This is a genomic window from Nitratireductor mangrovi, assembly GCF_007922615.2.
GTDB classification, from domain to species: domain Bacteria; phylum Pseudomonadota; class Alphaproteobacteria; order Rhizobiales; family Rhizobiaceae; genus Mangrovimarina; species Mangrovimarina mangrovi.
On record NZ_CP042301.2, the window covers coordinates 1,508,995 to 1,530,993 of the forward strand.

At 64.6% G+C, this 21,999-nt stretch carries 20 protein-coding genes; 11 read left to right on the plus strand and 9 right to left on the minus strand.

Features of this window, described 5'->3' with window-relative positions; translation table 11 throughout:
* The first annotated feature begins 16 nt into the window (after positions 1–16).
* The 5 genes from FQ775_RS07360 to FQ775_RS07380 all read left to right on the plus strand — a co-directional run bounded on the left by FQ775_RS07360 (position 17) and on the right by FQ775_RS07380 (position 5,597).
* Positions 17–1,591: an ABC transporter ATP-binding protein gene (locus tag FQ775_RS07360; protein ID WP_167812805.1), complete on the plus strand. Its 1,575-nt coding sequence runs from the start codon at positions 17–19 to the stop codon at positions 1,589–1,591.
* Positions 1,591–2,712, plus strand: coding sequence for an ABC transporter permease (locus FQ775_RS07365; protein WP_146301030.1), 1,122 nt, complete (start codon positions 1,591–1,593; stop codon positions 2,710–2,712). The genes FQ775_RS07360 and FQ775_RS07365 overlap by 1 nt, the downstream gene beginning before the upstream one ends.
* Positions 2,699–3,673 carry an ABC transporter permease gene (locus tag FQ775_RS07370; RefSeq protein WP_206064838.1) on the plus strand — a complete coding sequence of 325 codons (975 nt, stop codon included), beginning with the start codon at positions 2,699–2,701 and terminating at the stop codon, positions 3,671–3,673. Before FQ775_RS07365 ends, FQ775_RS07370 begins: the two co-directional genes overlap by 14 nt.
* 50 nt (positions 3,674–3,723) lie before the next feature.
* Entirely contained in the window at positions 3,724–4,803 is a 1,080-nt protein-coding gene (locus FQ775_RS07375) for a BMP family ABC transporter substrate-binding protein (RefSeq protein WP_146301028.1), read from the plus strand.
* Positions 4,804–4,946: 143 nt separating this feature from the next.
* Positions 4,947–5,597, plus strand: a complete 651-nt coding sequence (locus tag FQ775_RS07380; RefSeq protein WP_146301027.1) for a glutathione S-transferase family protein — start codon at positions 4,947–4,949, stop codon at positions 5,595–5,597.
* 3 nt (positions 5,598–5,600) lie between these two features.
* Here FQ775_RS07380 and rimO read toward each other — a convergent pair whose 3' ends face one another.
* The 3 genes from rimO to FQ775_RS07395 all read right to left on the minus strand — a co-directional run bounded on the left by rimO (position 5,601) and on the right by FQ775_RS07395 (position 9,056).
* On the minus strand, positions 5,601–6,914 hold the full coding sequence (gene rimO / locus FQ775_RS07385; RefSeq protein ID WP_146301026.1) for a 30S ribosomal protein S12 methylthiotransferase RimO: 1,314 nt from the start codon (positions 6,912–6,914) through the stop codon (positions 5,601–5,603).
* A 110-nt stretch (positions 6,915–7,024) separates the two neighbouring features.
* Complete coding sequence (locus FQ775_RS07390; RefSeq protein WP_146301025.1) at positions 7,025–8,107, minus strand: hypothetical protein; 1,083 nt, start codon at positions 8,105–8,107, stop codon at positions 7,025–7,027.
* Positions 8,108–8,273: 166 nt separating this feature from the next.
* Positions 8,274–9,056, minus strand: coding sequence for an IclR family transcriptional regulator (locus FQ775_RS07395; protein WP_146301024.1), 783 nt, complete (start codon positions 9,054–9,056; stop codon positions 8,274–8,276).
* 195 nt (positions 9,057–9,251) lie between these two features.
* Between FQ775_RS07395 and FQ775_RS07400 the strand changes: the two genes are divergently transcribed.
* The 5 genes from FQ775_RS07400 to FQ775_RS07420 all read left to right on the plus strand — a co-directional run bounded on the left by FQ775_RS07400 (position 9,252) and on the right by FQ775_RS07420 (position 14,615).
* A complete protein-coding gene (locus FQ775_RS07400; protein ID WP_146301023.1) occupies positions 9,252–10,394 on the plus strand; it encodes an FAD-dependent monooxygenase in 1,143 nt (380 codons plus the stop codon).
* An 82-nt stretch (positions 10,395–10,476) separates the two neighbouring features.
* Entirely contained in the window at positions 10,477–12,123 is a 1,647-nt protein-coding gene (locus FQ775_RS07405) for a benzoate-CoA ligase family protein (protein ID WP_146301022.1), read from the plus strand.
* Positions 12,124–12,188: 65 nt separating this feature from the next.
* Complete coding sequence (locus FQ775_RS07410) at positions 12,189–12,884, plus strand: fumarylacetoacetate hydrolase family protein (RefSeq protein ID WP_146301021.1); 696 nt, start codon at positions 12,189–12,191, stop codon at positions 12,882–12,884.
* 76 nt (positions 12,885–12,960) lie between these two features.
* Complete coding sequence (locus FQ775_RS07415; protein WP_146301020.1) at positions 12,961–14,061, plus strand: cupin domain-containing protein; 1,101 nt, start codon at positions 12,961–12,963, stop codon at positions 14,059–14,061.
* Between the two features lie 2 nt (positions 14,062–14,063).
* Positions 14,064–14,615 (plus strand): maleylpyruvate isomerase N-terminal domain-containing protein, encoded by a 552-nt coding sequence (locus FQ775_RS07420; RefSeq protein ID WP_146301019.1) that lies wholly within the window; start codon positions 14,064–14,066, stop codon positions 14,613–14,615.
* A 46-nt stretch (positions 14,616–14,661) separates the two neighbouring features.
* Here FQ775_RS07420 and FQ775_RS07425 read toward each other — a convergent pair whose 3' ends face one another.
* The 4 genes from FQ775_RS07425 to FQ775_RS07440 form a co-directional block, all read right to left on the minus strand.
* Positions 14,662–15,318: a dienelactone hydrolase family protein gene (locus FQ775_RS07425; RefSeq protein ID WP_146301018.1), complete on the minus strand. Its 657-nt coding sequence runs from the start codon at positions 15,316–15,318 to the stop codon at positions 14,662–14,664.
* A gap of 68 nt (positions 15,319–15,386) precedes the next feature.
* The gene (locus FQ775_RS07430; protein ID WP_146301017.1) at positions 15,387–16,358 is read right to left on the minus strand and encodes a TAXI family TRAP transporter solute-binding subunit; all 972 of its coding nucleotides are present in this window, start codon (positions 16,356–16,358) and stop codon (positions 15,387–15,389) included.
* A 28-nt stretch (positions 16,359–16,386) separates the two neighbouring features.
* A complete protein-coding gene (locus FQ775_RS07435) occupies positions 16,387–18,306 on the minus strand; it encodes a TRAP transporter permease (RefSeq protein WP_146301016.1) in 1,920 nt (639 codons plus the stop codon).
* Positions 18,303–19,232, minus strand: coding sequence for an amidohydrolase family protein (locus FQ775_RS07440; protein WP_146301015.1), 930 nt, complete (start codon positions 19,230–19,232; stop codon positions 18,303–18,305). The genes FQ775_RS07435 and FQ775_RS07440 overlap by 4 nt, the downstream gene beginning before the upstream one ends.
* Positions 19,233–19,333: 101 nt before the next feature.
* Between FQ775_RS07440 and FQ775_RS07445 the strand changes: the two genes are divergently transcribed.
* Entirely contained in the window at positions 19,334–20,245 is a 912-nt protein-coding gene (locus tag FQ775_RS07445) for a LysR family transcriptional regulator (RefSeq protein WP_246730354.1), read from the plus strand.
* Positions 20,246–20,256: 11 nt separating this feature from the next.
* Here the strand turns inward: FQ775_RS07445 and FQ775_RS07450 are convergent, their stop codons facing one another.
* Both FQ775_RS07450 and FQ775_RS07455 read right to left on the minus strand, forming a co-directional pair.
* On the minus strand, positions 20,257–21,330 hold the full coding sequence (locus FQ775_RS07450) for a 4-oxalomesaconate tautomerase (protein ID WP_146301013.1): 1,074 nt from the start codon (positions 21,328–21,330) through the stop codon (positions 20,257–20,259).
* A complete protein-coding gene (locus FQ775_RS07455) occupies positions 21,323–21,994 on the minus strand; it encodes a 4-carboxy-4-hydroxy-2-oxoadipate aldolase/oxaloacetate decarboxylase (RefSeq protein WP_146301012.1) in 672 nt (223 codons plus the stop codon). The genes FQ775_RS07450 and FQ775_RS07455 overlap by 8 nt, the downstream gene beginning before the upstream one ends.
* Between the last annotated feature and the right edge of the window lie 5 nt (positions 21,995–21,999).

Genomic DNA, 21,999 nt, shown 5'->3' on the forward strand with positions numbered 1-21,999 from the left:
AATAAGGGGAACCACTTTGGCGGGTGACAACGCTCGGCTGGGCCATGCCCTTCTCGACGTCCGTGGTCTGACGAAGATTTTCGGGACCTTGCGCGCTTGCGACGGCGTCGATCTCCACATCGCAAAAGGCGAGATCCACGCGCTGCTCGGCGAGAACGGCGCCGGCAAGTCGACGCTGGTGAAGATGCTGTTCGGTTCGCTGGAGCCCAATGCCGGCGAGATTTCCTGGCAGGGAAAGCCGGTGCGCATCACCAGCCCGAGCGAGGCCAAGAAGCTCGGCATCGGCATGGTGTTCCAGCACTTTTCGCTTTTCGAGGCGTTGACGGCGGCCGAGAACATCGCGCTGTCACTGGCCTCCGATACGCCGATCTCGACGATCGCGGCCAAGGCGCAGGCGCTTTCCTACAGCTATGGACTGCCGCTCGATCCTCATTCGCTGGTCGGCGACCTGTCGGTCGGCGAACGCCAGCGCATCGAGATCATCCGCTGCCTGCTGCAGACACCGGATCTGATCATCCTCGACGAACCGACCTCGGTGTTGACGCCGCAGGAGGCCGACAAGCTTTTCGAGACGCTGGAAAGGCTGCGCGGCGAAGGCAAGTCCATCCTCTACATCTCCCACCGGCTCGAGGAGGTGAAGCGGTTGTGCGACCGCGCCACCGTGCTTCGCCACGGCAAGGTCGTCGGCCATTGCGACCCCAGCAAGGAGACCGCATCGTCGCTGGCGCGCATGATGGTGGGTAACGAGGTCGATACGGTCGTGCGCGAACCGGTCGAGACGGGTTCAGCCGCGGCGCTGCTCGAGGTCGACAAGCTCGACCGGGCGCCAGCCACGCCGTTTTCCATCCCGCTGCGCAAGATATCGCTCACGGTGCGCGCCGGCGAGGTGATCGGCATCGCCGGTGTGGCCGGCAACGGTCAGGGCGAATTCTTCGAGGCGGTATCGGGCGAAGTCACGCAGGGTCGTGCCGACGCCGTGCGCATTCGCGGCGAGGGAGTCGGGTTCAAGGGCATTTCGGGGCGCCGGCTGATGGGCGCGGCTTTCGTTCCGGAGGAGCGGCTCGGCCACGGCGCAGCGCCCGCCATGCGGCTTTCCGACAATCTGCTCCTTTCGCGCCACACCACGGATGCCAAGGCCTTCCTCGGCGCGCTCGGAACGGTTCGCACCGGCGCGCTTTCGGCCGCCGCGAAGCGCATCAACGAGATCATGGACGTCAGGAAAAGCGCGGAAGACCCGGCAGCATCGGCGCTTTCTGGCGGCAATCTGCAAAAGTTCATCATCGGCCGCGAACTGGATCGCAAACCGTCGGTGATGGTCGTCAACCAGCCGACCTGGGGTGTCGACGCAGGAGCGGCGGCGCGTATCCGTCAGGCGCTGATCGAGCTCGCGCGATCCGGCTCCGCAGTACTCGTCATCAGCCAGGATCTCGACGAGCTGTTCGAGATTTCCGACGCCATTGCCGTCATGCACAACGGCGAACTGTCGAAGCCGGTGCCGCGTGCCGAGGCGACCTTCGAGAAGATCGGCCTGCTCATGGGCGGCGCCGAACCCGGCCACGTCCAACACGATCATCCGGCGGAGGTTGCCTGATGCGCATCGAACTCATCAAGCGTCCGCAACAGTCGAAGCTCTATTCGGCGCTGTCTCCGTTTCTCGCCTTCGCATTGATGGTGGTCGCAGGCGCGATCGTCTTCGCCGCACTCGGCAAGAACCCGGTCGCGGGCCTGTACGCCTATTTCATCGAACCGCTGACGGAGATGTGGTCGCTGCATGAGCTGGCGATCAAGGCGGCACCGCTGATCCTGATTGCCGTCGGCCTTTCGGTCTGTTTCCAGTCCAACAACTGGAACATCGGCGCGGAAGGCCAGTTCACGCTGGGCGCCATCGTCGGCTCCGTGATCCCGCTCTATTTCCCGGATTTCCAGAACTGGACCGTGCTGCCGATGATGCTCGTCTGCGGGGCGATCGGCGGCGCGCTCTATGCGGCGATCCCGGCATTGCTCAAGGCGCGGTTCAACACCAACGAGATCCTGACCTCGCTGATGCTGGTCTATGTCGCGCAACTGGTGCTCGACTGGCTGGTGCGTGGTCCGTGGCGCGATCCGGCGGCGATGAGCTTCCCGCAGGCGCCCGCCTTCCATTCCTGGGCGATCGTGCCCGAACTACTACCGGCTTCCGGCCGGGCCAATTGGGGTATCGTCTTCGCTGTCATCGCCGCGGTCGCCGTCTGGTACATGATGTCGAGGACGCTGAAGGGATTTGAGGTCAAGGTCATCGGCCAGAGCCCGCGCGCCGGCGGCTTTGGCGGCTTCTCCGCTACCCGCACGATCATCTTCGCCTTCCTCGTGTCCGGCGCGCTGGCGGGGCTTGCCGGCATCGTCGAGGTCTCCGGCGCGATCGGCCGCCTGCAGCCGCAGATCTCGCCCGGCTACGGTTTTGCCGCGATCATCGTGGCCTTTCTCGGACGGCTGAACCCGCTCGGCATCGTCGCCGCCGGCCTGGTCCTGGCACTATCCTATCTCGGCGGCGAGGCGGCCCAGATCGAGATCGGCGTGACGGACAAGACGGTGCGCGCGTTCCAGGGCATGCTGCTCTTCTTCGTGCTCGCCTGCGACACGCTGATCCACTACCAGGTGCGCCTGGTCCGGCCCGCGCCAGCGGCCGCCCCCGAAAAACCCGTTGCCACGGAGGCCGCTCATGGGCATGGCTGAAGCAATCCTTCTCACCATAGCAACGGCGGCGACGCCGCTGCTTCTGGCGGCGATCGGCGAACTGGTGGTCGAGCGCTCCGGGGTGCTCAACCTCGGCGTTGAAGGCATGATGCTGATGGGCGCCGTCGCTGGCTTCGGCATGGCGCTGACCACCGGCCAACCCTGGTTCGGCATCCTCGCAGGGGCGATTGCCGGCATGCTGTTTTCGCTGCTCTTCGGCTTCCTGGCACTGACGCTGGTGACCAACCAGGTGGCGACCGGACTGGCGCTGACGCTGCTCGGCATCGGCATTTCCGGCATGATCGGCGAGGCCTTCGTCGGGCAGCCCGGCGTGAAGCTCGGCGTCCTGCACATTCCGGGGCTGTCGGACCTGCCCCTGGTCGGCAAGCTGCTCTTCGGTCAGGATCCGATGTTCTACATTTCGCTGCTTCTGACCGGCGGTGTGATGTGGTTCCTGTTCCGCACCCGGGCCGGTTTGACGCTGCGCTCGGTCGGCGACAGCCACTCATCGGCCCATGCGCTCGGCATCAAGGTGATCGGAATCCGCTATCTCGCGGTCATGTTCGGCGGCGCCTGCGCCGGGCTCGCCGGTGCGCAGCTCTCGCTCGTCTACACGACGCAGTGGATCGAGAACATGACGGCCGGGCGCGGCTGGATCGCTCTGGCGCTCGTAGTCTTCGCCTCGTGGCGTCCCTGGCGGGTGTTGGCCGGCGCGTACCTCTTCGGCGCCATCACAATCGCCCAGCTTCACATTCAGGCCACCAATCTGAGCGATCTCATCGGACTGCCCGCGCCCCTCTACTGGCTGGCCGAGATGATCAAGTCGATCCCGTCGCAGTTCCTTTCTTCGCTTCCCTATCTGGCGACGATCGTGGTCCTCGTACTAATCTCCAGAAACAGGCGATTGACCATGATGAACACGCCGGCCTCGCTGGGGCGGCCGTTCGTGCCCGATCGCTAGAACGACAAGGGATGGAAACCCCGGAAGAGAAACCAACAGAGGATAACACCATGAAAAAAACACTGCTTGCACTGGCCGCCTCAACTGCCGTGCTTCTGGCCGCCGGAGCCGCGGGCGCACAGGAGAAGGCCAAGGCGTGCTTCATTTATGTCGGACCGATCGGCGACTTCGGCTGGTCCTATCAGCACCATCAGGGTGCGCTGGAGATGCAGGAGGCATTAGGTGGCGAGGAGAAGGTCGAACTGGCCTATCTCGAAAGCGTGCCGGAAGGTGCTGACGCCGAACGCGCCATCGAACGTTTTGCGCGCTCCGGCTGCAACATCATCTTCACCACGTCGTTCGGCTATATGGACGCCACCAACAAGGTCGCGGCGAAGTTCCCGGACGTGAAGTTCGAACATGCGACCGGTTTCAAGCGCGAGCACCCGAACGTCTCGACCTACAACTCCAAGTTCCACGAGGGCCGCTACGTTCAGGGCGTGATCGCCGCGAGCCTGTCGGAAGCGGGCGTTGCCGGCTACATCGCCTCGTTCCCGATTCCGGAAGTGGTCATGGGCATCAACGCCTTCGTGCTCGGCGCACAGTCGGTCAATCCGGAATTCAAGGTGAAGGTGGTCTGGGCCAATACTTGGTTCGATCCCGGCAAGGAGGCCGACGCTGCCAAGGTGCTGATCGACCAGGGTGTCGACATCATTACCCAGCATACCGATTCGACCGCCCCGATGCAGGTTGCGGCCGAACGCGGCATCAAGGCTTTTGGCCAGGCTTCCGACATGATCAAGTTCGGGCCTGAGACCCAGCTCACCTCGATCATCGACGACTGGGGTCCGTACTACACCGAACGCGTCAAGGCGGTGATGGAAGGCACCTGGGAACAGGTCGATGTCTGGGCCGGCATGGCGGAGGGCCATGTCGTCATGGCGCCCTATACCAACATGCCTGACGACGTGAAGAAGCTGGCCGAGGAGACCGAAGCCAAGATCAAGTCGGGCGAGTTCGATCCCTTCACCGGCCCGGTGAAGAAGCAGGACGGCTCCGACTGGCTCGCCGACGGCGAGGTAGCCGAGGAAGGCGTCCTGCTCGGTCTCAACTTTTACGTCGAAGGCGTGGACGACAAGCTGCCGCAGTAATCTCGGCCGGGTAGCCGGTGAGACGGGAAGGGCGCCGCAGGGCGCCCTTCTTCGTTTTATGCTGCTTTTGACATCCGGCTCCTGACAGTCGGTCGTCAGGAGGCGGGTGCTAGAAACGCTGATCGGAACGGAGAAACGGCAATATGCTCACCTTCTATCACGCGCCCTGGTCCCGCTCGTCCAGCGTGTTCTGGCTGCTGGAAGAACTCGGCGTCGAATACAAACTCGAGATCGTCGACATCAGGGGTGAGGGCGGGGCGCCCGAAGCCTACCGCGCCATCCAGCCGAACAAGAAGGTGCCGGCGATCGACCACGACGGCAGGATCGTCACCGAGCGTGCCGCGATCACCATCTATCTTTGCGACACCTTCCCAGAGGCAGCACTGGCGCCCGCGATCAGCGACCCGATGCGTGCCGCATATCTCAAATGGCTGGTCTATGCCGACGCCGTTTTCGATCCGGCGGTAAGCGCCCGCGTCCACGGGCTCGACTATGTCAGCAACGACTATTCCTTCGGTCTGTTCGACGACATGGTCCGCCATGTCGAAGAACATCTGACGACGAACGCCTTCATGTGCGGCGACCGCTTCACCGCCGCCGATGTGCAGATGGGCAGCGCCATCGGCTACACGATGGAGGTGCTGAAGGTCCTCCCGGAACGCGATGCCTTCAAGGCGTATATGTCCCGGATCGAAGCGCGGCCGGCGGCAAAGCGCGCCGACGAGAAGGATCGCGTCCTGGCGATGGAGCTACCGTTCTTCAAGGCTCAGTTCGGCGGTGAGGCGGCCGGCTGACGATCAGACCGCCTGACCGAAGAGGTCGTACGCATCCGAGCGGTCGATCTTGACGGTCACGATGTCGCCGGTCCTGAGCGGCCTGCGTGCGCTGATGTGAACGGCGCCGTCAATCTCCGGCGCATCGAACTGCGAGCGTCCGCGGGCCGACGTGCCATGCGCCTCGTCGATGATGACCGGCAGGCGCCTGCCGATCTTCTTCTTGAGAAGGCTGGCCGAAATCGCCTGCTGCCGGGCCATGAAGCGGTCGTAGCGTGCGGTCTTTGTCTCCTCCGGCACTTCGTCGAGGCCGAGTTCGTTGGCGCGCGCGCCAGCGACCGGCTCATATTTGAAGCAGCCGGCGCGTTCGATCTTCGCCGCATCCATCCAGTCGAGCAGTTCGCCAAAATCCTCTTCGGTCTCGCCGGGAAAGCCGACAATGAAGGTCGAGCGGATCGCAAGATCGGGGCAGATCTCGCGCCAGCGGCGAATTCGCTCCAGCGTCTTTTCCTGGTGCGCGGGGCGGCGCATGTTCTTCAGCACCGCCGGCGAGGCGTGCTGGAACGGAATGTCGAGATAGGGCAGCACCTTGCCCTCCGCCATCAGCGGTATCACCTCGTCGACGTGAGGGTAGGGGTAGACATAGTGGAGCCTGACCCACACGCCCATCTCGCCGAGTTCGCGCGCCAGGTCGAGGAATTTTGTACGCACCTCGCGCTCCTGCCAGAGGCTCGGCGCGTATTTGACGTCGACCCCGTAGGCGCTGGTGTCCTGGGAAATCACCAGAATTTCCTTCACACCGGCCTTGACCAGCCGTTCGGCTTCCCTCAGCACGTCGGCCGCCGGGCGCGACACCAGATCGCCGCGCAATGCCGGGATGATGCAGAAGGAGCAGCGATTGTTGCAGCCTTCCGAAATCTTCAGGTAGGCGTAGTGGCGCGGTGTCAGCTTCACGCCCTGCGGCGGCATCAGGTCGACGAAAGGTTCGTGCGCCGGCGGTGCGGCTTCGTGCACCGCCGCCATGACGCTCTCATAGGCTTGCGGACCGGTGATCGCGAGCACGCCGGGATGTTTTTCCCGGATCAGTTCCGGCGTGGCGCCCATGCAGCCGGTGACGATCACCTTGCCGTTGTCGGCCATGGCCTCGCCGATCGCGGCCAACGATTCATCGCGCGCCGAATCCAGGAAGCCGCAGGTATTGACGACGACGAGGTCGGCGCCGTCATGCTTGCGGGCAATCTCGTAACCCTCGGCACGCAGCCGCGTGATGATGCGTTCGGAATCGACCAGCGCCTTGGGACAACCAAGGCTGACGAAGGAAACGCGTGGCGCGGTCATGGGCGGGTTCTGGTCTGCTTTGCTGACGATTGCGCCGGCGCATAGCACGCGAAGCGCAGGCTTGCCACCAGATCATCACGCCGCGAACGCGGCACGTATGACCTTAGTAGCTACGTCCGCGCAGGGCCTGCGGCCACGCGAGCCTGCCGGATGCGCCAGAGCAGCCAGCCGAGATAGACAAACATCAGGAACGAAATCAGGAACTCCCGGATCTCGGAAAGTTCGTGGCCTTCCGTCATGCGGCTGCCGTAGAGCAGGAACACGGCTTGCGAGGCGAGCATGAGGAGCGCCCAGGTACCCGCCCATACGCGCTGGGCCGGTGTTCCGCGCGCTTTGTCGAAAGCGGCGTCGAGCAGCAGGATGACGCCGAGCGCAAAGGCGATCTGCATCGGCACGACGTTCCAATATTCGTAGAAAAGCCCCGAGATCGGCACGGCAATCAGCATGAAGCCGGCCGGCGGAACGAAGAAGGCGATCATGGAGAGCAGGCGTCCGGGTCGGCGGACCCACGCATAGGGAAGCACGAAAAACAGGACGAGTGCCGCCAGATAGTAGGCGGTCTCGAACCGATACGTGTAGAAATTGTGGAGATTCGTCTCGTTCTGGATGTTTCCGGCGAATTTTTCGGGGGTTTCCCAGCCGATCAGGTGCTGCCCCCAGGACATTTCCTCGCCGAGGATGAGCAGGGACACCACCGCCATCGCGGCGAAGGGCAGAGGCGCCGGCAAGACCCCGATCTTGGCACCTTCGACCTGGCGCGAACGCACCGCCGCGTAGACGGCAAAGCCGATTGTCCCGGCCAGGAACAGTTCGGAAATCGTCTGCACTGCGGCCGCGTCGGTGACCCAGGGGTAAAGCCGATCCGGAATGAAGATGACTGCAGCCATGGTAGCCAACACGATGGCAGCCGCCGTGATGGAAAGTGCGGCGGGGAGATGCGAACTCGGCGTCCCGTCAAGGAACGACCGCGTCTGGCCGCGCGCTGGCTTCAGTGCAAGGTAGATGAGAAACGCTGCCAGCGTCGAGCCGGCAAGCCGGAGCCAGCCGGGCGCGGAGAAATCGGGCGGGTATTTCTCAAGAAGCTGCAGCCCTTTCTGCAGCGTGCCGTAGCGGATCGCAATCGCCGCCACGAGTAGTCCCAGAATGACCCAGGCAATCCTGCTGCCGAGATCGCGAATTTCCATCGATGTCATGACCGTCGCCCCCAGACCACGCTCTTTCGTGACAGTCTTATGGAGGCGCCGGAAAGTTGGAAGGGAAACCTTACCGAATAGTTAACGGCCGCAATCTGTTAACGATACCGCCCTTGGCCCCGACCCTTGTAGCGCGCGCCGGTGCCTTAAGGCAAACCTGTCGCGGCTAGGCGATGTTCCTGACGACCGAATGGTTGCGGCAAAACGCAAGCAGGGCTTCGATCTCCGGGGCACCTGGCGCGATGGCCGCTGGATCCACCCCGACCAGTGTCACGACGGCTTGTGCCTCGCCCTGCCAGTCGAGGATCGGGGCCGCGGCAGCGACAAGGCCAGGGATGAATTGACTGTCCACCGACGCGAAGCCGTTCGCACGGATGCTGTTGGCGAGTTCAGCTGCGCCCGCCTTGGTCGGCTTCATGTCTGGAACGAGCGCTGGGTTTCGCGCCGCGCGCCTCAACTCGCGTTCAACGGTGGCCTGAACCGCTGCCTTGGGAGCCCATGCGAGAAAAATCCTGCCGGTGGCCGAGTTCAGGAGCGGCAAGGTGGTCCCCAGCCCCATCGATGTCACAGTCGGCGTAACCCCGCGTTCCCAGCGCACCACCGTTGCGCCGCCGTTCGCCCAAACCGCGAGCAGCACAGTCATGGAGGTGTCGCCCGCGAGACCGGGGAGGCCGTCAGCGGCGCGATTGACGAAATCGTGGCGGGCGATCGCCGCCAGGCCAAGCTCCATGGCGCTGGGTCCGAGGTCGTAGCGGCCCGACCTGCCTTCCTGCCTGACCAGCCCGGCATTGACGAAGGACGCCAGGTAGCGATGCGTCTTGCTGGGCGGCATGCCGCAGCTCCGGGCGATCTCGGACAGGGTTAGCGGGCCGCTCTGCCGCGCCATGTAATTGAGGACCCCGAGAGCAGTGTCGAGCGAGGTGAGCCCATGGGTGGTTTCGTCAGCCATTCTTCGCTCTCCGTGGTGGCGCGGCGCGGGGCAGGGGCGCAGCCTCGATATCAATCCCGCAGGCTCCGGTCACGCAGCGAGTCATCGTTTCCGCATAGCCATGCGTGACGCAATAATTCTGCTATGTAAAATTCGTTGCATAATTTGGAATTGTAGCCTACGCTCTGCCTGACGTCCAGGGATTTCGGAGGCGACATGTCGAGGCTCACGAGCGTGGAAATATTGGGGGGAGGTCCCGGCGGCCTCTACACCGCCATCCTCGTGCGAAAGCTGTTGCCGCATATGAGCGTGCGAGTGACCGAGCAAAACCCGGAGGGTGCTACCTTTGGATTTGGCGTCGTTTTTTCGCACCAGGCGCTCGAGTTCCTGAAGGCGGACGATCCGGAGACGCATGACCTGATCACGCCGCATATGGAACGCTGGCAGAACATGACGCTGAACCTGCCGGGCGAATCGGTAACCCTTGATGGCGTCGGGTTCACCGCGATCGGACGCCTCGAACTCATCGAACTGTTGAAGGAGCGGGCGCGCGCACTCGACGTGCCGATCCGCTTCGGCACACAGGTCAATTCGCTGGACGAATTGAAGGCCGATCTGGTGATCGGCGCGGATGGCCTGAATTCACTGGTTCGCCGTTCCCTGGAGGAGCGATTTGGCCCCACCCTGGATCATTTCAGCAATCATTTCGCATGGTTCGGCGCGAAGGTTCCCTTCGACACGCTCACCCAGACGTTCATCGAAACCGACAAGGGCCCGATGAATGCGCATCACTATCGCTATGCGCCGGATCGCAGCACCTTCATCGTCGAGTGCGAGGACGCGACGTACCGGGCGCACGGCTTCGATGCCATGGGCGAAGAGGAAAGCGCCAAATTGTGCAGCCGATTGTTCGCCGACGTTCTGCGCGGGACGTCGCTGATCACCAACAAGTCGACCTGGCGCCAGTTCCCACGCCTGTGGTGCAGTACCTGGGTCAGCGATCGGTACGCGCTGCTCGGCGACGCCGCGCATACGGCGCACTTTTCGATCGGATCCGGAACCCGCCTTGCGATGGAAGATGCGATCGCCTTGGTTCACGCCCTGGCGAACCATGACGATTTGGACAGCGCGCTGGCCGCCTACCAGTCGGAGCGGGCGCCGATCGCACGCAAGATCGTCGATGCCGCCAACACCTCTGCCGAATGGTACGAGACCTTCGGCGACAAGATGCGACTGTCGCCAATGGATTTCGCCCGCGATTACCTGATGCGATCGGGGCGCATGACGGAGGAACGTTTGCGGCAGATCGCGCCGCGATTTGCCGCGGCTTACGCGAACCACAAGGCGATGGCCGGCTGACGCGGCCGGACAGGTTCGAGGAAACATCTGGCCGCGGTTGCTGCAGCAACTTGGCGCTTCGCAAGCCATTCAGGGAGAAAACATGTCGAGTTTGGCAGGCACAGAGACGCTCCGCCGCACGGCCCAAACGCCAATCGTTGATCCGGTCGCGGAGGACATCCCGGGAGCGATCGAAATCGGCTTTCAACGGTCGCGTCATCGCAACTGTTCGGAGGTTCTGTGGCAGAACCTCGCGCGCAATCCGGACAAGACGGCCGTTGTCGGGCCGGCCGGAACCCTAACCTATGCCGAACTCGTCGCCGATGCTGCGCGCTGGGGCAATGCCTTTGCCGCGGCAGGACTCACCCCTGGCGAGCGCATCGCATTTTTCCTCGACGACACACCCGTCTTTCCCGCCGCCTTCTTCGGCGCAGTGCGGGCGGGCTTCGTGCCGGTTCTGCTCAACATCCAGACCAAGCCGGACGTTCTCAATTATTTCCTGGAGGACACGGAAGCCCGCCTCGCGGTGGTGGATGCCGAGTTTGCCGACATCTTCAGTGGCGAGATAGTCGAGGGAACCCGGCTCGAGGAGACTATCGTCGCCAACGGTGCGGTGGACGGAGAAGGCTTTCGGTCCGCAGATGCGTTTCTCGACGGCCAACCGGGCGAATTGGCGTGCGCCGACACCGGGCCGGACGACATGGCGTTCTGGATGTATTCCTCGGGTTCGACCGGACGGCCGAAGGGGATCGTCCACCTGCATCACGACGTGGCCTATGTACAGCAGAGCTTCGGCGAGCATGTGCTCAGGCTCAATGCCGACGACATCTGCTATTCGGTGCCCAAGGGTTATTTCGCGTACGGCTTCGGGAACTCCTTCATATTTCCCTTTGCCTGCGGTGCGACAACGCTCCTGATGCCGGGGCAGCCGCGTCCGGAAACAGTCCTCGACGCGATCGAGGCCTATCGCCCGACGGTGTTCTTTGGCCTGCCCACGCTTTTCACCGCACTCGCGAGGACCAGCGGGATCGAGGCCCGCGACCTGACCTCGATCCGCCAGTCGATGTCGGCAGCAGAAATCCTTTCGGAGGAGGTCTACAATGCCTGGAAGAGGCTGGTCGGCCACGGGCCGACCGAAGGGCTGGGCTCGACCGAGGTGCTTCACGTCTACCTGTCCAATGCCCTTGACGACCACCGCATAGGTGCGGCGGGCGCCAGGGTGCCCGGCTATGAAATCCGCCTCGAGACACCCGAAGGCGGGGAGGCCAAACCCGGCGAAGAGGGCGTGATGTATGTTCGCGGCCATTCCACGGCGCCGACATACTGGAACCGACCGGACAAGACCGCCGAGACCATACGCGGCGACTGGATCTACACCGGCGACCGGTTCGTCGAACGCGACGGCTATTTTTACTTCCTCGGCCGCGCCGACGACCTCATCAAGGTTTCCGGCCAATGGGTCTGGCCTCTGGAGGTCGAACGTTGCCTGAATGAACACCCTGACGTGCACGAATGCGCGGTGCTGGCCCAGCAACTCGGAGACCGGCGCATGGCGCTGCGGGCGGTGGTGTGCCTGGTACCCGGCCTGACCGGTGACGAAGCGCGAACCACGAAGCTGCGCGATTACGTGAAATCGCAACTGACGCCCTACAAGTCGCCGCGCATGATCGAATATGTTGCCGAGTTGCCGAAGACCGGAACGGGCAAGATCGACCGGCAGGCGATCGCGAACACGCCGCTCGCGTGCTGAGGCGCGGATTTCCGAGGTCCGTGCCCTCACGGCCCACGCCATTTAGCTAGAACGGAGCTGACTTTTTGGCCTACGTCATTACGCAACCACCCGTCGCCAGCGTCGAAGTCGCCGGCACGTCCGACCGTTTCCCGGTTCGACGCATCTTCTGCGTCGGTCGCAACTATGCCGCCCACGCCCGTGAAATGGGCCGCGATCCCGATCGCGAGCCCCCCTTCTTCTTCACCAAGCCGGCTGATGCGGTCGTGGATACCGGCGCGACTGTTCCCTATCCGCCCGAAACGAACAATTTTCACTACGAAGCCGAACTGGTCGTGGCCATCGGAAACGGAGGCAGGAATATCGCGGAAAAGGACAGCCTATCCCATGTCTGGGGCTACGCCGTGGGCAACGACCTGACCCGTCGCGACCTGCAACTCGATGCGCGCGAGAAAGGCCGGCCATGGGACTGGGGTAAGGCGTTCGACCGCTCCGCGGTGATCGGCCCGGTTCACGCCGTCGAGCAGGTCGGACACCCCGCCGAAGGAGCCATCAGGCTGACCGTGAATGGCGAGGTCAAGCAGGACGCGGACCTGACCGACTTGATCTGGTCCGTTCCCGAGATCATCTCGATCCTGTCCCATTCGATCGAACTGCAACCGGGCGACCTGATCATGACCGGCACGCCGGCGGGGGTGGGCGCCCTTGTGGAGGGCGACACATGTGTCGTGACCATAGAAGGGATAGGGTCCATCGAAACAAAGATCGGCCCACGGGAATGATGCCCGGGCCATTCCTCTGCCCTCGGGGCCGACGACGACGCGCGGCCGTCGGCCCCATGCTCGAAGGAGAACTGTCATGAACGAACAGCTCGATCACGACAATGTGGCGCATGCGATGCAGCCGGAGGATAGCCCGGAACTGCGCGCCCTTTACGCCGGCTTCGAAAAGGAGCACCTGATCCCGCTGTGGACCCAGCTTGGCGACCTGATGCCGGTGCACCCGAAGTCGAAAGCTGTCCCGCATGTCTGGAAGTGGGCGAACCTGCTGCCGCTGGCGGAAAAGTCGGGCGAACTCGTGCCCGTCGGCCGTGGCGGCGAGCGACGAGCGATCGGCCTCGCCAATCCGGGCCTGGCGCCGAACGCCTATGTCTCGCCAACGCTATGGGCGGCCATCCAGTATCTCGGCCCGCGCGAGACCGCACCTGAGCATCGCCATTCGCAAAACGCCTTCCGCTTCGTCGTCGAGGGCGAGGGGGTGTGGACCGTGGTCAACGGCGACCCTGTGCGCATGTCGCGGGGCGATCTGCTGCTGACGCCGGGCTGGAATTTTCACGGCCACCACAACGACACCGACCACCCGATGGCGTGGATCGACGGACTCGACATTCCCTTCAGCCAGCAGATGGATGTCGGCTTTTTCGAGTTCGGTTCCGACCGGGTGACCGACTATGCGACGCCCAACTACTCGCGCGGCGAGCGGCTGTGGTGTCATCCCGGCCTGAGACCCTTGTCGCAGCTCCAGGATACGGTTTCCTCGCCTATCGGTGCCTATCGCTGGGAGTTCACCGATCGTGCCCTGACCGAGCAACTGCTGCTCGAGGATGAAGGCCAGCCGGCCACGGTCGCCCAGGGCCACGCCGCGATCCGCTACGTGAACCCGACGACCGGCGGTGATGTGATGCCGACGATCCGCTGCGAGTTTCATCGCCTACGCGCCGGCGCAGAGACCGCGACCTGCCGCGAAGTCGGATCTTCCGTGTTTCAGGTGTTCGACGGCAGCGGCGCCGTCGTCCTCAACGGCAAGACGACGAGGCTCGACAAGGGCGACATGTTCGTGGTGCCGTCCTGGGTCCCCTGGTTGCTGCAAGCCGAGAGCCAGTTCGACCTGTTCCGCTTCTGCGATGCACCGATCATGGAGCGGTTGCACTTCATGCGGACCAGGATCGAAGGACGGTAGGCGTGCAGCAGACCGACACCGACCTCGCCGCACGCGAAGCGTTGCGCGCGCGGCAGGGCAGCGGGGCGCGCTACGACGCCGCCAACGCACCGGCCGACGAATTGCTGCTGGCGCGCCGGGGCGCGGCCTTCTTTGCCAGAAAGCTCAACGAACTGACCGACACGGATCTGGAGGCGCCGTCATTGCGCGAAGGCCGGACGCGGGCCTATGTGATCGCCGAGGTCAGCTATCAGGCGCGTATGATGGCGATCGGGCTCAAGAGTCTGCGCGAGGAACTCACTGCGGAAGAAGCCGGCTGGGTTCCCGATATCGGGCTCGCCGCCACGTTGCCACCGCGCGCTCTTCGCCATCTCTACGCGCACGCTGACGTCCATCTCAACGTCGAGTTCCGCGATTTACAGCCGCCGCACTGGGAGCAGGAGGTGGCGATCGGGGAGGGGCGTCCGGCGCCGGTTCGCTCGGTGCCGCTGTTGCGCGCACGAACGATCTGGCGCAGCGCCATCGACCTGGGCAACGGAGCCAGGATGGCGGACATGCCTCCTGTGCTGTTGTGACAGAGGCATGCCCTGAGATAGACGCGGGAGGAATTCGCGTTCCCAGCTAACCCACGTGCCTGGCCAGGAAGGCCTGCGTCCGTACATGCGCCTCGGCGGCGGCTTCCGCGACATAAGTCGTACGTGCATCGTTGACGAAGGCGTGTCCTGCGTCGTAGAGATGCACTTCCATGTCCGGCAGGTAGGCTTGCGCCTCGGCCAGCATTTCCGGCGGCACATGGTCGTCCGTCCTGCCGAAATGGCCGAGCAGTGGCGCCTTCAGGGGGCTGTCGAGATATTGCTGCAGCCGGGTTCCGTAGAAGGCGACGGCGGCAGCGATGTCGAGCTTCTGCGCTGCGCGCAGCGCCAACCCGCCGCCCCAGCAAAAGCCGATGACGGCGACCCTGCCGCCCTTGATCGCAAGCGCCTTCACGGCTGAATCGACGTCCATCAGGCATTCTTCCGGCTTCGACGCCAGCATCATGTCGCGTCCCCGCGCCCCCTGATCGAAGGGGATAACGGCATCTTTTTCGTGCCGATCGAACAGTGCCGGCACGGCAACGTCGTAGCCCTTGACGGCATACATCGCCGCCACGCCCTTCAACTGGTCGGTGACGCCGAAAATTTCCTGCAGAATGACGATCCCGCCGCGGCGCGGGCCGTTGGCCTCGACCATCCAGCAATCAAGTACATGGCCGTCGGCCGCGGTGAGTTGCGTCATCATTTCGTTGATCCTCCAGACTTACCGGCACAGCGGGCTCGCCTTCTTCGGCGAGCCCGTCGGCGACATGCTTACTTGCCGACCGCGATCCCGGCTTCCTCGAAATAGCGCAGAGCACCGGGGTGGTACGGCATCACGTTCTTGGGCGCCATTTGCTCGACCTTAGAGAGCTTGAACGGGCCGAACGCCTCGCCGAGCGCCTTCTGGTTCTCCGCAACGACCTTGACCAGATTGTAGACGAGGTCGTCGCTGACATCGGCGTTGGTGAGAAGCATCCATGGAACCCGGATCAGGACCGCGCCGCGCTTCTGCAGGCCGTTGACGTTTTCGTTCTGCGGCAGTTCGGCGACATAGCCTGCCGGCAGGTAGTCGGAGAAGGCTGCAATGCCTTCTTCAGTATTGTTGACGGAAATGTAGCAAAGCCCGCCGCGGTCCTTGAGCTTGACGGCGGCTTCCTGCCCGGCGCCGGCATTGAGGCTGACCAGCGCGATGTCGACCAGCCCATCGCCAAGGGCGTTGATGCCGTCGACGAAGCTCGCCACCGGCACCTGCTGGAAATCCTCATAGCTCAGCCCGGCCGAGGCCAGCGCGCCGCCGATATAGAAAGGAATGATGGTCGATGAGGTGTATTCCGACGCGATCCTGAGGTCGCCGGCGCGGTCGACGAGGTCGTTGACGCTCTCGATCTCGAGATCGCATGGCGCCATGATGCCGGTCGTCAGCGGGAACATGACGCCGGCGAGCCGCACGTTCGGATGCTCGCGGTCGAAATTGCCGGTCGCGGTGTAGGCAAAGGCGGCCTCGGCACCGTTGGCGTAACCGAAATCGACCTCGCCGCTCTGCAGCAGAGGCATGTAGCCGACGAGCGGTTGGGTGCGCACGGTGATGCCGTTGTCATTGGCGACGCGCGCCACCGCCTGGCCGGAATTGTAGGCCAGCGATCCTTGCGCTCCGGTCGCCATCGACACCACTTGCGCCTGGGCCGCGGCAGCGAAAGCCAGGCTGGCGATGGCCGCACCGGCCAGCATTTTCAGATGTCTCATTGTTTCCTCCCTGGGTTGATTGTTCGGATCAGGTCAGTTGGCCGTCGAGCTTGGACCGCGACTTGTGGATCAAGAGGCCGAGGCCGAGCGTCAGGGTCGCTCCGGCGGCGACGAGGTGAACGGCGAGGGGGACGGCGACGAAGCCAAGCGGCAGGGTGAGCGCGCCAAGAACGACGAAGCAGACCCGCAACGCCAGCCGCAATTGGCGGCCCCAGTAGCCGGCAATACCGGCCGTGACCGCTGCGATGCCGATCGCCGTCAGGCAGGCGGCGATCACGGTCTCCTGCAGTCCCCCGGCAAATAGCAGCGCCGGCGTCGAGACGAAGCAGAACGGCAGGATGAAGGCAGCCCAGCCGACGCGCATCGCGGCAAGCCCGGTCGCCAGCGGCCCCGCCTTCGAGATCGTCGCCGCGGCGAAGGCAGCAAGGGCCACCGGCGGCGTGATCATCGACATCATGCCGAAATAGAGGATGAACAGGTGGGCCGAGATCGGCTCGACGCCAGCTTCGACCAGCGACGGGGCGACCAGTGCTGCCAGAAGGACATAGACGCCCGAGGTTGGCATGCCCATGCCGAGGATGATACAGACCACCGCCGAAATCAGGAGCAGCAGCACGAGACTGGTGCCGACGGAATCGACCAGAAGCAGCGTCAGCGCGAAGCCGAGGCCGGTTATGTTGAGGACGCCGATGACGAAACCCGCGGCGGCGACGACCAGGATCAGGTCGACCATCGAGGTCCCCGTGTCGACGAAGACGCGGCCGAGCGTGCGCAAGGTCAAGCGGGTGCCGCGGTAGCCGCGCGCGAAACCCGCCGCCACGATCGCCAGTGACGCGAAAAGGGCGGAATCCTCCGGATCGAGGCGGACCCAGAACAGCGCGTAGAGGAGGACTGCGAACGGAACCAGGAAATGCCAGCCTTCCGCCAGCACCTTGCGGACGCCGAGCGCGCTTTCCTCGGGCGCGGCGATCCCGTCGCGCGCCGCGATCAGGTCGACCTGCATGAAGACGCCGAGATAATAGAGGATCGCCGGCACCAGTGCCGCGCCGGCGACGGTGGCATAGGGTATGTCAAGGAACTCGGCCATCAGGAATGCGGCCGCGCCCATGATCGGCGGTGTCAGCTGGCCGCCGGTCGAGGCGACCGCCTCGATCGCGCCGGCATCTTCCCGGGTGTAGCCGCCACGCTGCATCAGCGGGATGGTGATGACGCCGGTTGTCGCCACGTTGGAGACCGCCGAGCCCGAGATCGAGCCGAAGAGGGCCGAGCCGGTCACCGCGATCTTGGCGCTGCCGCCGCGCGAGCGGCCGGTCGCCGCCATCGCAAGGTCGGTGAAGAACGCGCCGCCGCCGGCGGCAAACAGCAACTGGCCGAAAAAGACGAACAGCAGGACCGTGATCGTGCCGACGGCGAGCGGCGAGGAAAAAACGGCGGAGGAATCGAACCCGACATAGTCGACCAGCCGGATCGGGCTCAGTTCCCGCCCCACCAGCCGGCCGGGAACCTTGTCGGCAAAGAGGGCATAGACGAGGAACACGGCGACGATGGAAAACAGCATCAGGCCGGCGCGCCGGCGGATGCTTTCCATCACCGCAAGCACCACTACCGTGCCGATCAGGGTGATCTGCCAGGGGCGGTAGAACTGTTCCTGCAGCAGCCAGACGAAGTCCGCCGCGGCGTAGATCAGCGTGCCGAAGCAGGTCGCTGCGATCGCAACATCGAATAGCCAGGGACGCGTGGCGGGTTGTCCGCGCGGGTCGAAACGCAGGAAGGCGATGGTGAGCGCCAGTCCGAGTTGCAGCGCCATATATTGCTGGCGCAGGACGGCCACGCCGATGCGCGTGTGCACCTCCAGGTTCCACAGGATGCAGGCGACGCACATGACGGTCGCGAGCGCTGCCACGACCCAGCCGACCCAGTTGCCGCGCTCGCGGATTGCCTTGCTCACGGCGCGCGCTCCCCGGGCCAGTAAAGCCGCATCGGGTTGTCGACGAGCAAGCGTTTCTGCAATTCGGGACTCGGAGCGATCTGCGGGATGAGATCGACCAGCGCGCCGTCGTCGGGCATGTGCGAAGTCATGTTCGGGTGCGGCCAGTCGGTGCCCCACAGCGTGCGATCGGGAAACCTCTCGACGAGCGTTCGCGCGAACGGCACCACGTCGCCATAGGGCGGCCCGTCTACCGTCAACCGTTCGGGGCAGGAGACCTTGATCCAGAAGCGCGGGTTGCTGGCCATCAGTTCCAGAACGCGGGCGAAGCCGCGACCACCAAGTCCGTCCGCCACGTCGGGCCGCCCCATGTGGTCGATCACGATCGTTCCCGGCAGCGCCTCGACATAGGGGCCGAGCTCGGAGAGTTCTGCGGATTCGAAATAGACGACGATGTGCCAGCCGAGCGCGGCGACGCGTTCCGCTATCCTGATATAGTCGTCGCGAGGTGCGTCGCCGACCAATCTCTTGAGGAAATTGAGACGCACCCCGCGGACGCCGCCATCGTGAATCCGCCACAACTCTTCCTGCGGGGTATCGGCGTCGATCACCGCCACGCCGCGCGCCTGCCCATTGGAGCGCGCGATCGCGTCGAGCATGGCGCTGTTGTCGGTGCCGTGGCAGGTGGCCTGCACGATGACGTTGCGGCTGATGCCGAGATGGTCACGCAGGGCGAACAGGCGCTCGGCCGGGGCGTCGACCGGCGTGTAGCGCCGGCTGGCGGAGAAGGGAAACAGCGCGGCCGGGCCGAAAACGTGGCAATGCGCGTCGACGGCGCCGTCCGGCATGCGGAACTGCGGCCGCGCGGGCGCCGGGTGGAACGGGAGGTAGTCGGGGTCGGGCCGTGTCGCGGCCGCGATAGCGTCCTCCGCTCGCGACAAGTGCATGTCGGGTTTCTCCTCTTACCCCGACTGTGCGCGATTGCCGGCAATTTGTGAAATGGATAGTCGTGTTCTACAATATCACCGTTGGTGATGATTGATTGAAAATGCTGCACAATTTCGATCTCAACCTGCTTGTCGTCCTGCATACCTTGCTGGAGGAACGCAGCGTCACACGGACGGGGCAGCGGCTGGGCCGCACCCAGTCGGCGATCTCCAATTCGCTGAGGCGGCTACGGGACAGCCTTGGCGATCCTCTGCTGGTGCGCACGCCCGACGGCCTCAGCCCGACGCCGCGGGCAGCCGAACTGGCCCCGCTGCTGGCCAAGATCGTCCAGGATGCGGATGCCTGCATAGCGCGGCCGGACGCGTTCGATCCGACGACGGCAGAGGCGCAATTTTCCATCGGCGCGCCCGACCGCTTCTCTTTGCCGGTCCTGTTGCCGCTGCTGGAGCATCTTGGCCGCGTCGCTCCGGGCATCGTCGTCAATCTGCGCACCACCGATCGCGACTACGCGATCCGCCTGATCGAAGCCGAGGAAATCGACCTGGCGATCGGCTGGTTCGACGCCACGCCGCCGCACCTAAGACGCATGTTCGCCTACGAAGACCGGTTCGTATGCCTGTGCCGCCGCGATCACCCGCTGCTGGAAAGTGGCAGGGATCTCGACCTCGGCGACCTGCTTGCCTATTCACACCTGGTCGTCAGTTCCACGAGCGACCGGCGCGCGGCCTTCGATGCGGTGCTCGACCGGCATGGTGCCAGCAGGACGATCGCGGCAACGCTGATGAGCTTCACAATCGTTCCGGAACTGCTTCTGACGTCCGATCTGGTAGGCGTCTTCACCCATCGCACCAGCGACTATTTCGTGCGCCGCTACGGCCTGGTCGCGGTGCCGGTGCCGCTCGCAATGGCGCCGATTGCCAACCATCTGATATGGCACCGGCGGTTCGAGGGAAACCAGGCGCATGCCTGGCTGCGCGACCAGATCAAGCAGGTTTGCGCCCGTGAAAACTGAGTGGCCTCCGGTCAGCGGGCCGGGGCGGGGAAGACGCGGCCCTCGAACAGCTTGCGCGCCGTCCTGACCGTTCCCGCGCCAAGCACGGCGCCGGTTTCGTCGCGTTCGATCACGACCTCGGCCACCCCGCTCGGATGTTCGATCAGGAAGATGCCGTCGGCCGGCAGAGAGGCCAGCCGTGCCGCCGGACCGTCGGCCAGCGTGCAGGCGGTCGCGACGCTGACGGCGGCAAAGACGCCGATCGAGGCATGGCAGCGATGCGGGATGAAGCTGCGGGTCGCAATCGCTCCACCAGCCGCCGGCGGCGACACCAACGTCATTTTCGGCACCGATTTGTCAGCCACGTCGCCAAGCTTCATCATCGGTCCGGCCTTGAGCCTGATCGTCTCGATGCGGGCCTTGAGCGCGGTGTCGGCGTCAAGCGCGTCGCGCGTTTCCTGTCCGCTCAAGCCGAAATCCGCCGCATCCATGACCACGATCGGCATGCCGTTGTCGATCAGCGTGCAGGCGATGCCGTCGATCATGTCGACGGCATTGCCCGTCGGCAGCAGGGCGCCCGTCATCGAGCCGGCGATGTCGCGGAACATCAGCGGTACCGCCGCGTGCCGGCCGGGAACGCCGTCAATCTCCGCCTCGCCGCGATAGCTGACACGTCCGCCCGGCGTGGCGATGCGCGCGACCGCCACCTCGCCGGTGTTGACCATGTGGATGCGCACCGGCGTCACGCCGTCCAGTGCTACGACCAGCCCACGCTCGATCGCCGCCGGGCCGACGCCGGCCAGAATGTTGCCGCAGCCCTGCGCGTCGGAGACCAGCGCCTGATCGACAAAAACCTGCAGGAAAAGATAATCGACGTCGGCGTCTTCGCGCGAGGAGGGCGAAAGGACCGCGACCTTCGAGGTCAGCGGGTCGGCGCCGCCGATCCCGTCGATCTGGCGCGCGTCGGGCGATCCCATGATGCGCAGCAGGAGCGCGTCGATGTCCTTGCGCTCCGCCGGCAGGTCGGAGGCAAGCAGGTAGGCGCCCTTCGACGTGCCGCCCCGCATCCAGATGCAGGGAATGCCGTCGGTTTCGCCATCAGACATATTTGAGCCCCTTGGCGGCGAGACGTTCGCGCATCTCGTAGATGTCGAGGCCGAGTTCGCCGGCGGCCAGCCGCTTGCGCTTGACCTCCTCGGCGGCGAGCCGTTTCTCGGAGGCCGCGAGCACGGCTTCCGCCTCCGCGCGCCGGACCACGACCACGCCATCGTCGTCGGCAACGACCACGTCGCCGGCCTCGATCAACTGACCGGCACACACGATCGGTACATTGACCGAGCCAAGCGTTTCCTTGACCGTTCCCTGGGCGCTGACCGCCTTCGACCAGACCGGAAACCCCATTCTCGTCAGGTCACGCACATCTCGCACCCCGGCCTCGATCACCAGGCCCCGGCAGCCGCGGGCCATGGCCGAGGTGGCCAGCAGGTCCCCGAAATAGCCGTTGTCGCAGGGCGAGGTCGGCGCGAGCACGAGCACGTCGCCGTCCCGCAACTGTTCGATCGCCACATGCAGCATCCAGTTGTCGCCGGGCGGCGCGCTGATCGTCACCGCCGAGCCGGCGATCTGCGCGCCGGGATAGATCGGGCGCATGTGCGCGGCAAGGCATCCGTTGCGGCCCTGTGCCTCGTGGACAGTCGCAACACCCGCCTCGCCAAGCCTGCGGATCACGTCAGCCTCCGCCCGTTCGACCTTCTGCACAACGACGCTCATCAGCT

Coding starts and splice junctions, on each gene's coding strand:
- FQ775_RS07365 (WP_146301030.1), top strand. CDS start 1,591: ATGCGCATCGAACTCATCAAGCGTCCGCAACAGTCGAAGCTCTATTCG.
- FQ775_RS07370 (WP_206064838.1), top strand. CDS start 2,699: ATGGGCATGGCTGAAGCAATCCTTCTCACCATAGCAACGGCGGCGACG.
- FQ775_RS07375 (WP_146301028.1), top strand. CDS start 3,724: ATGAAAAAAACACTGCTTGCACTGGCCGCCTCAACTGCCGTGCTTCTG.
- FQ775_RS07380 (WP_146301027.1), top strand. CDS start 4,947: ATGCTCACCTTCTATCACGCGCCCTGGTCCCGCTCGTCCAGCGTGTTC.
- rimO (WP_146301026.1), bottom strand. CDS start 6,914: ATGACCGCGCCACGCGTTTCCTTCGTCAGCCTTGGTTGTCCCAAGGCG.
- FQ775_RS07390 (WP_146301025.1), bottom strand. CDS start 8,107: ATGACATCGATGGAAATTCGCGATCTCGGCAGCAGGATTGCCTGGGTC.
- FQ775_RS07395 (WP_146301024.1), bottom strand. CDS start 9,056: ATGGCTGACGAAACCACCCATGGGCTCACCTCGCTCGACACTGCTCTC.
- FQ775_RS07400 (WP_146301023.1), top strand. CDS start 9,252: ATGTCGAGGCTCACGAGCGTGGAAATATTGGGGGGAGGTCCCGGCGGC.
- FQ775_RS07405 (WP_146301022.1), top strand. CDS start 10,477: ATGTCGAGTTTGGCAGGCACAGAGACGCTCCGCCGCACGGCCCAAACG.
- FQ775_RS07415 (WP_146301020.1), top strand. CDS start 12,961: ATGAACGAACAGCTCGATCACGACAATGTGGCGCATGCGATGCAGCCG.
- FQ775_RS07425 (WP_146301018.1), bottom strand. CDS start 15,318: ATGATGACGCAACTCACCGCGGCCGACGGCCATGTACTTGATTGCTGG.
- FQ775_RS07430 (WP_146301017.1), bottom strand. CDS start 16,358: ATGAGACATCTGAAAATGCTGGCCGGTGCGGCCATCGCCAGCCTGGCT.
- FQ775_RS07440 (WP_146301015.1), bottom strand. CDS start 19,232: ATGCACTTGTCGCGAGCGGAGGACGCTATCGCGGCCGCGACACGGCCC.
- FQ775_RS07445 (WP_246730354.1), top strand. CDS start 19,334: ATGCTGCACAATTTCGATCTCAACCTGCTTGTCGTCCTGCATACCTTG.
- FQ775_RS07450 (WP_146301013.1), bottom strand. CDS start 21,330: ATGTCTGATGGCGAAACCGACGGCATTCCCTGCATCTGGATGCGGGGC.
- FQ775_RS07455 (WP_146301012.1), bottom strand. CDS start 21,994: ATGAGCGTCGTTGTGCAGAAGGTCGAACGGGCGGAGGCTGACGTGATC.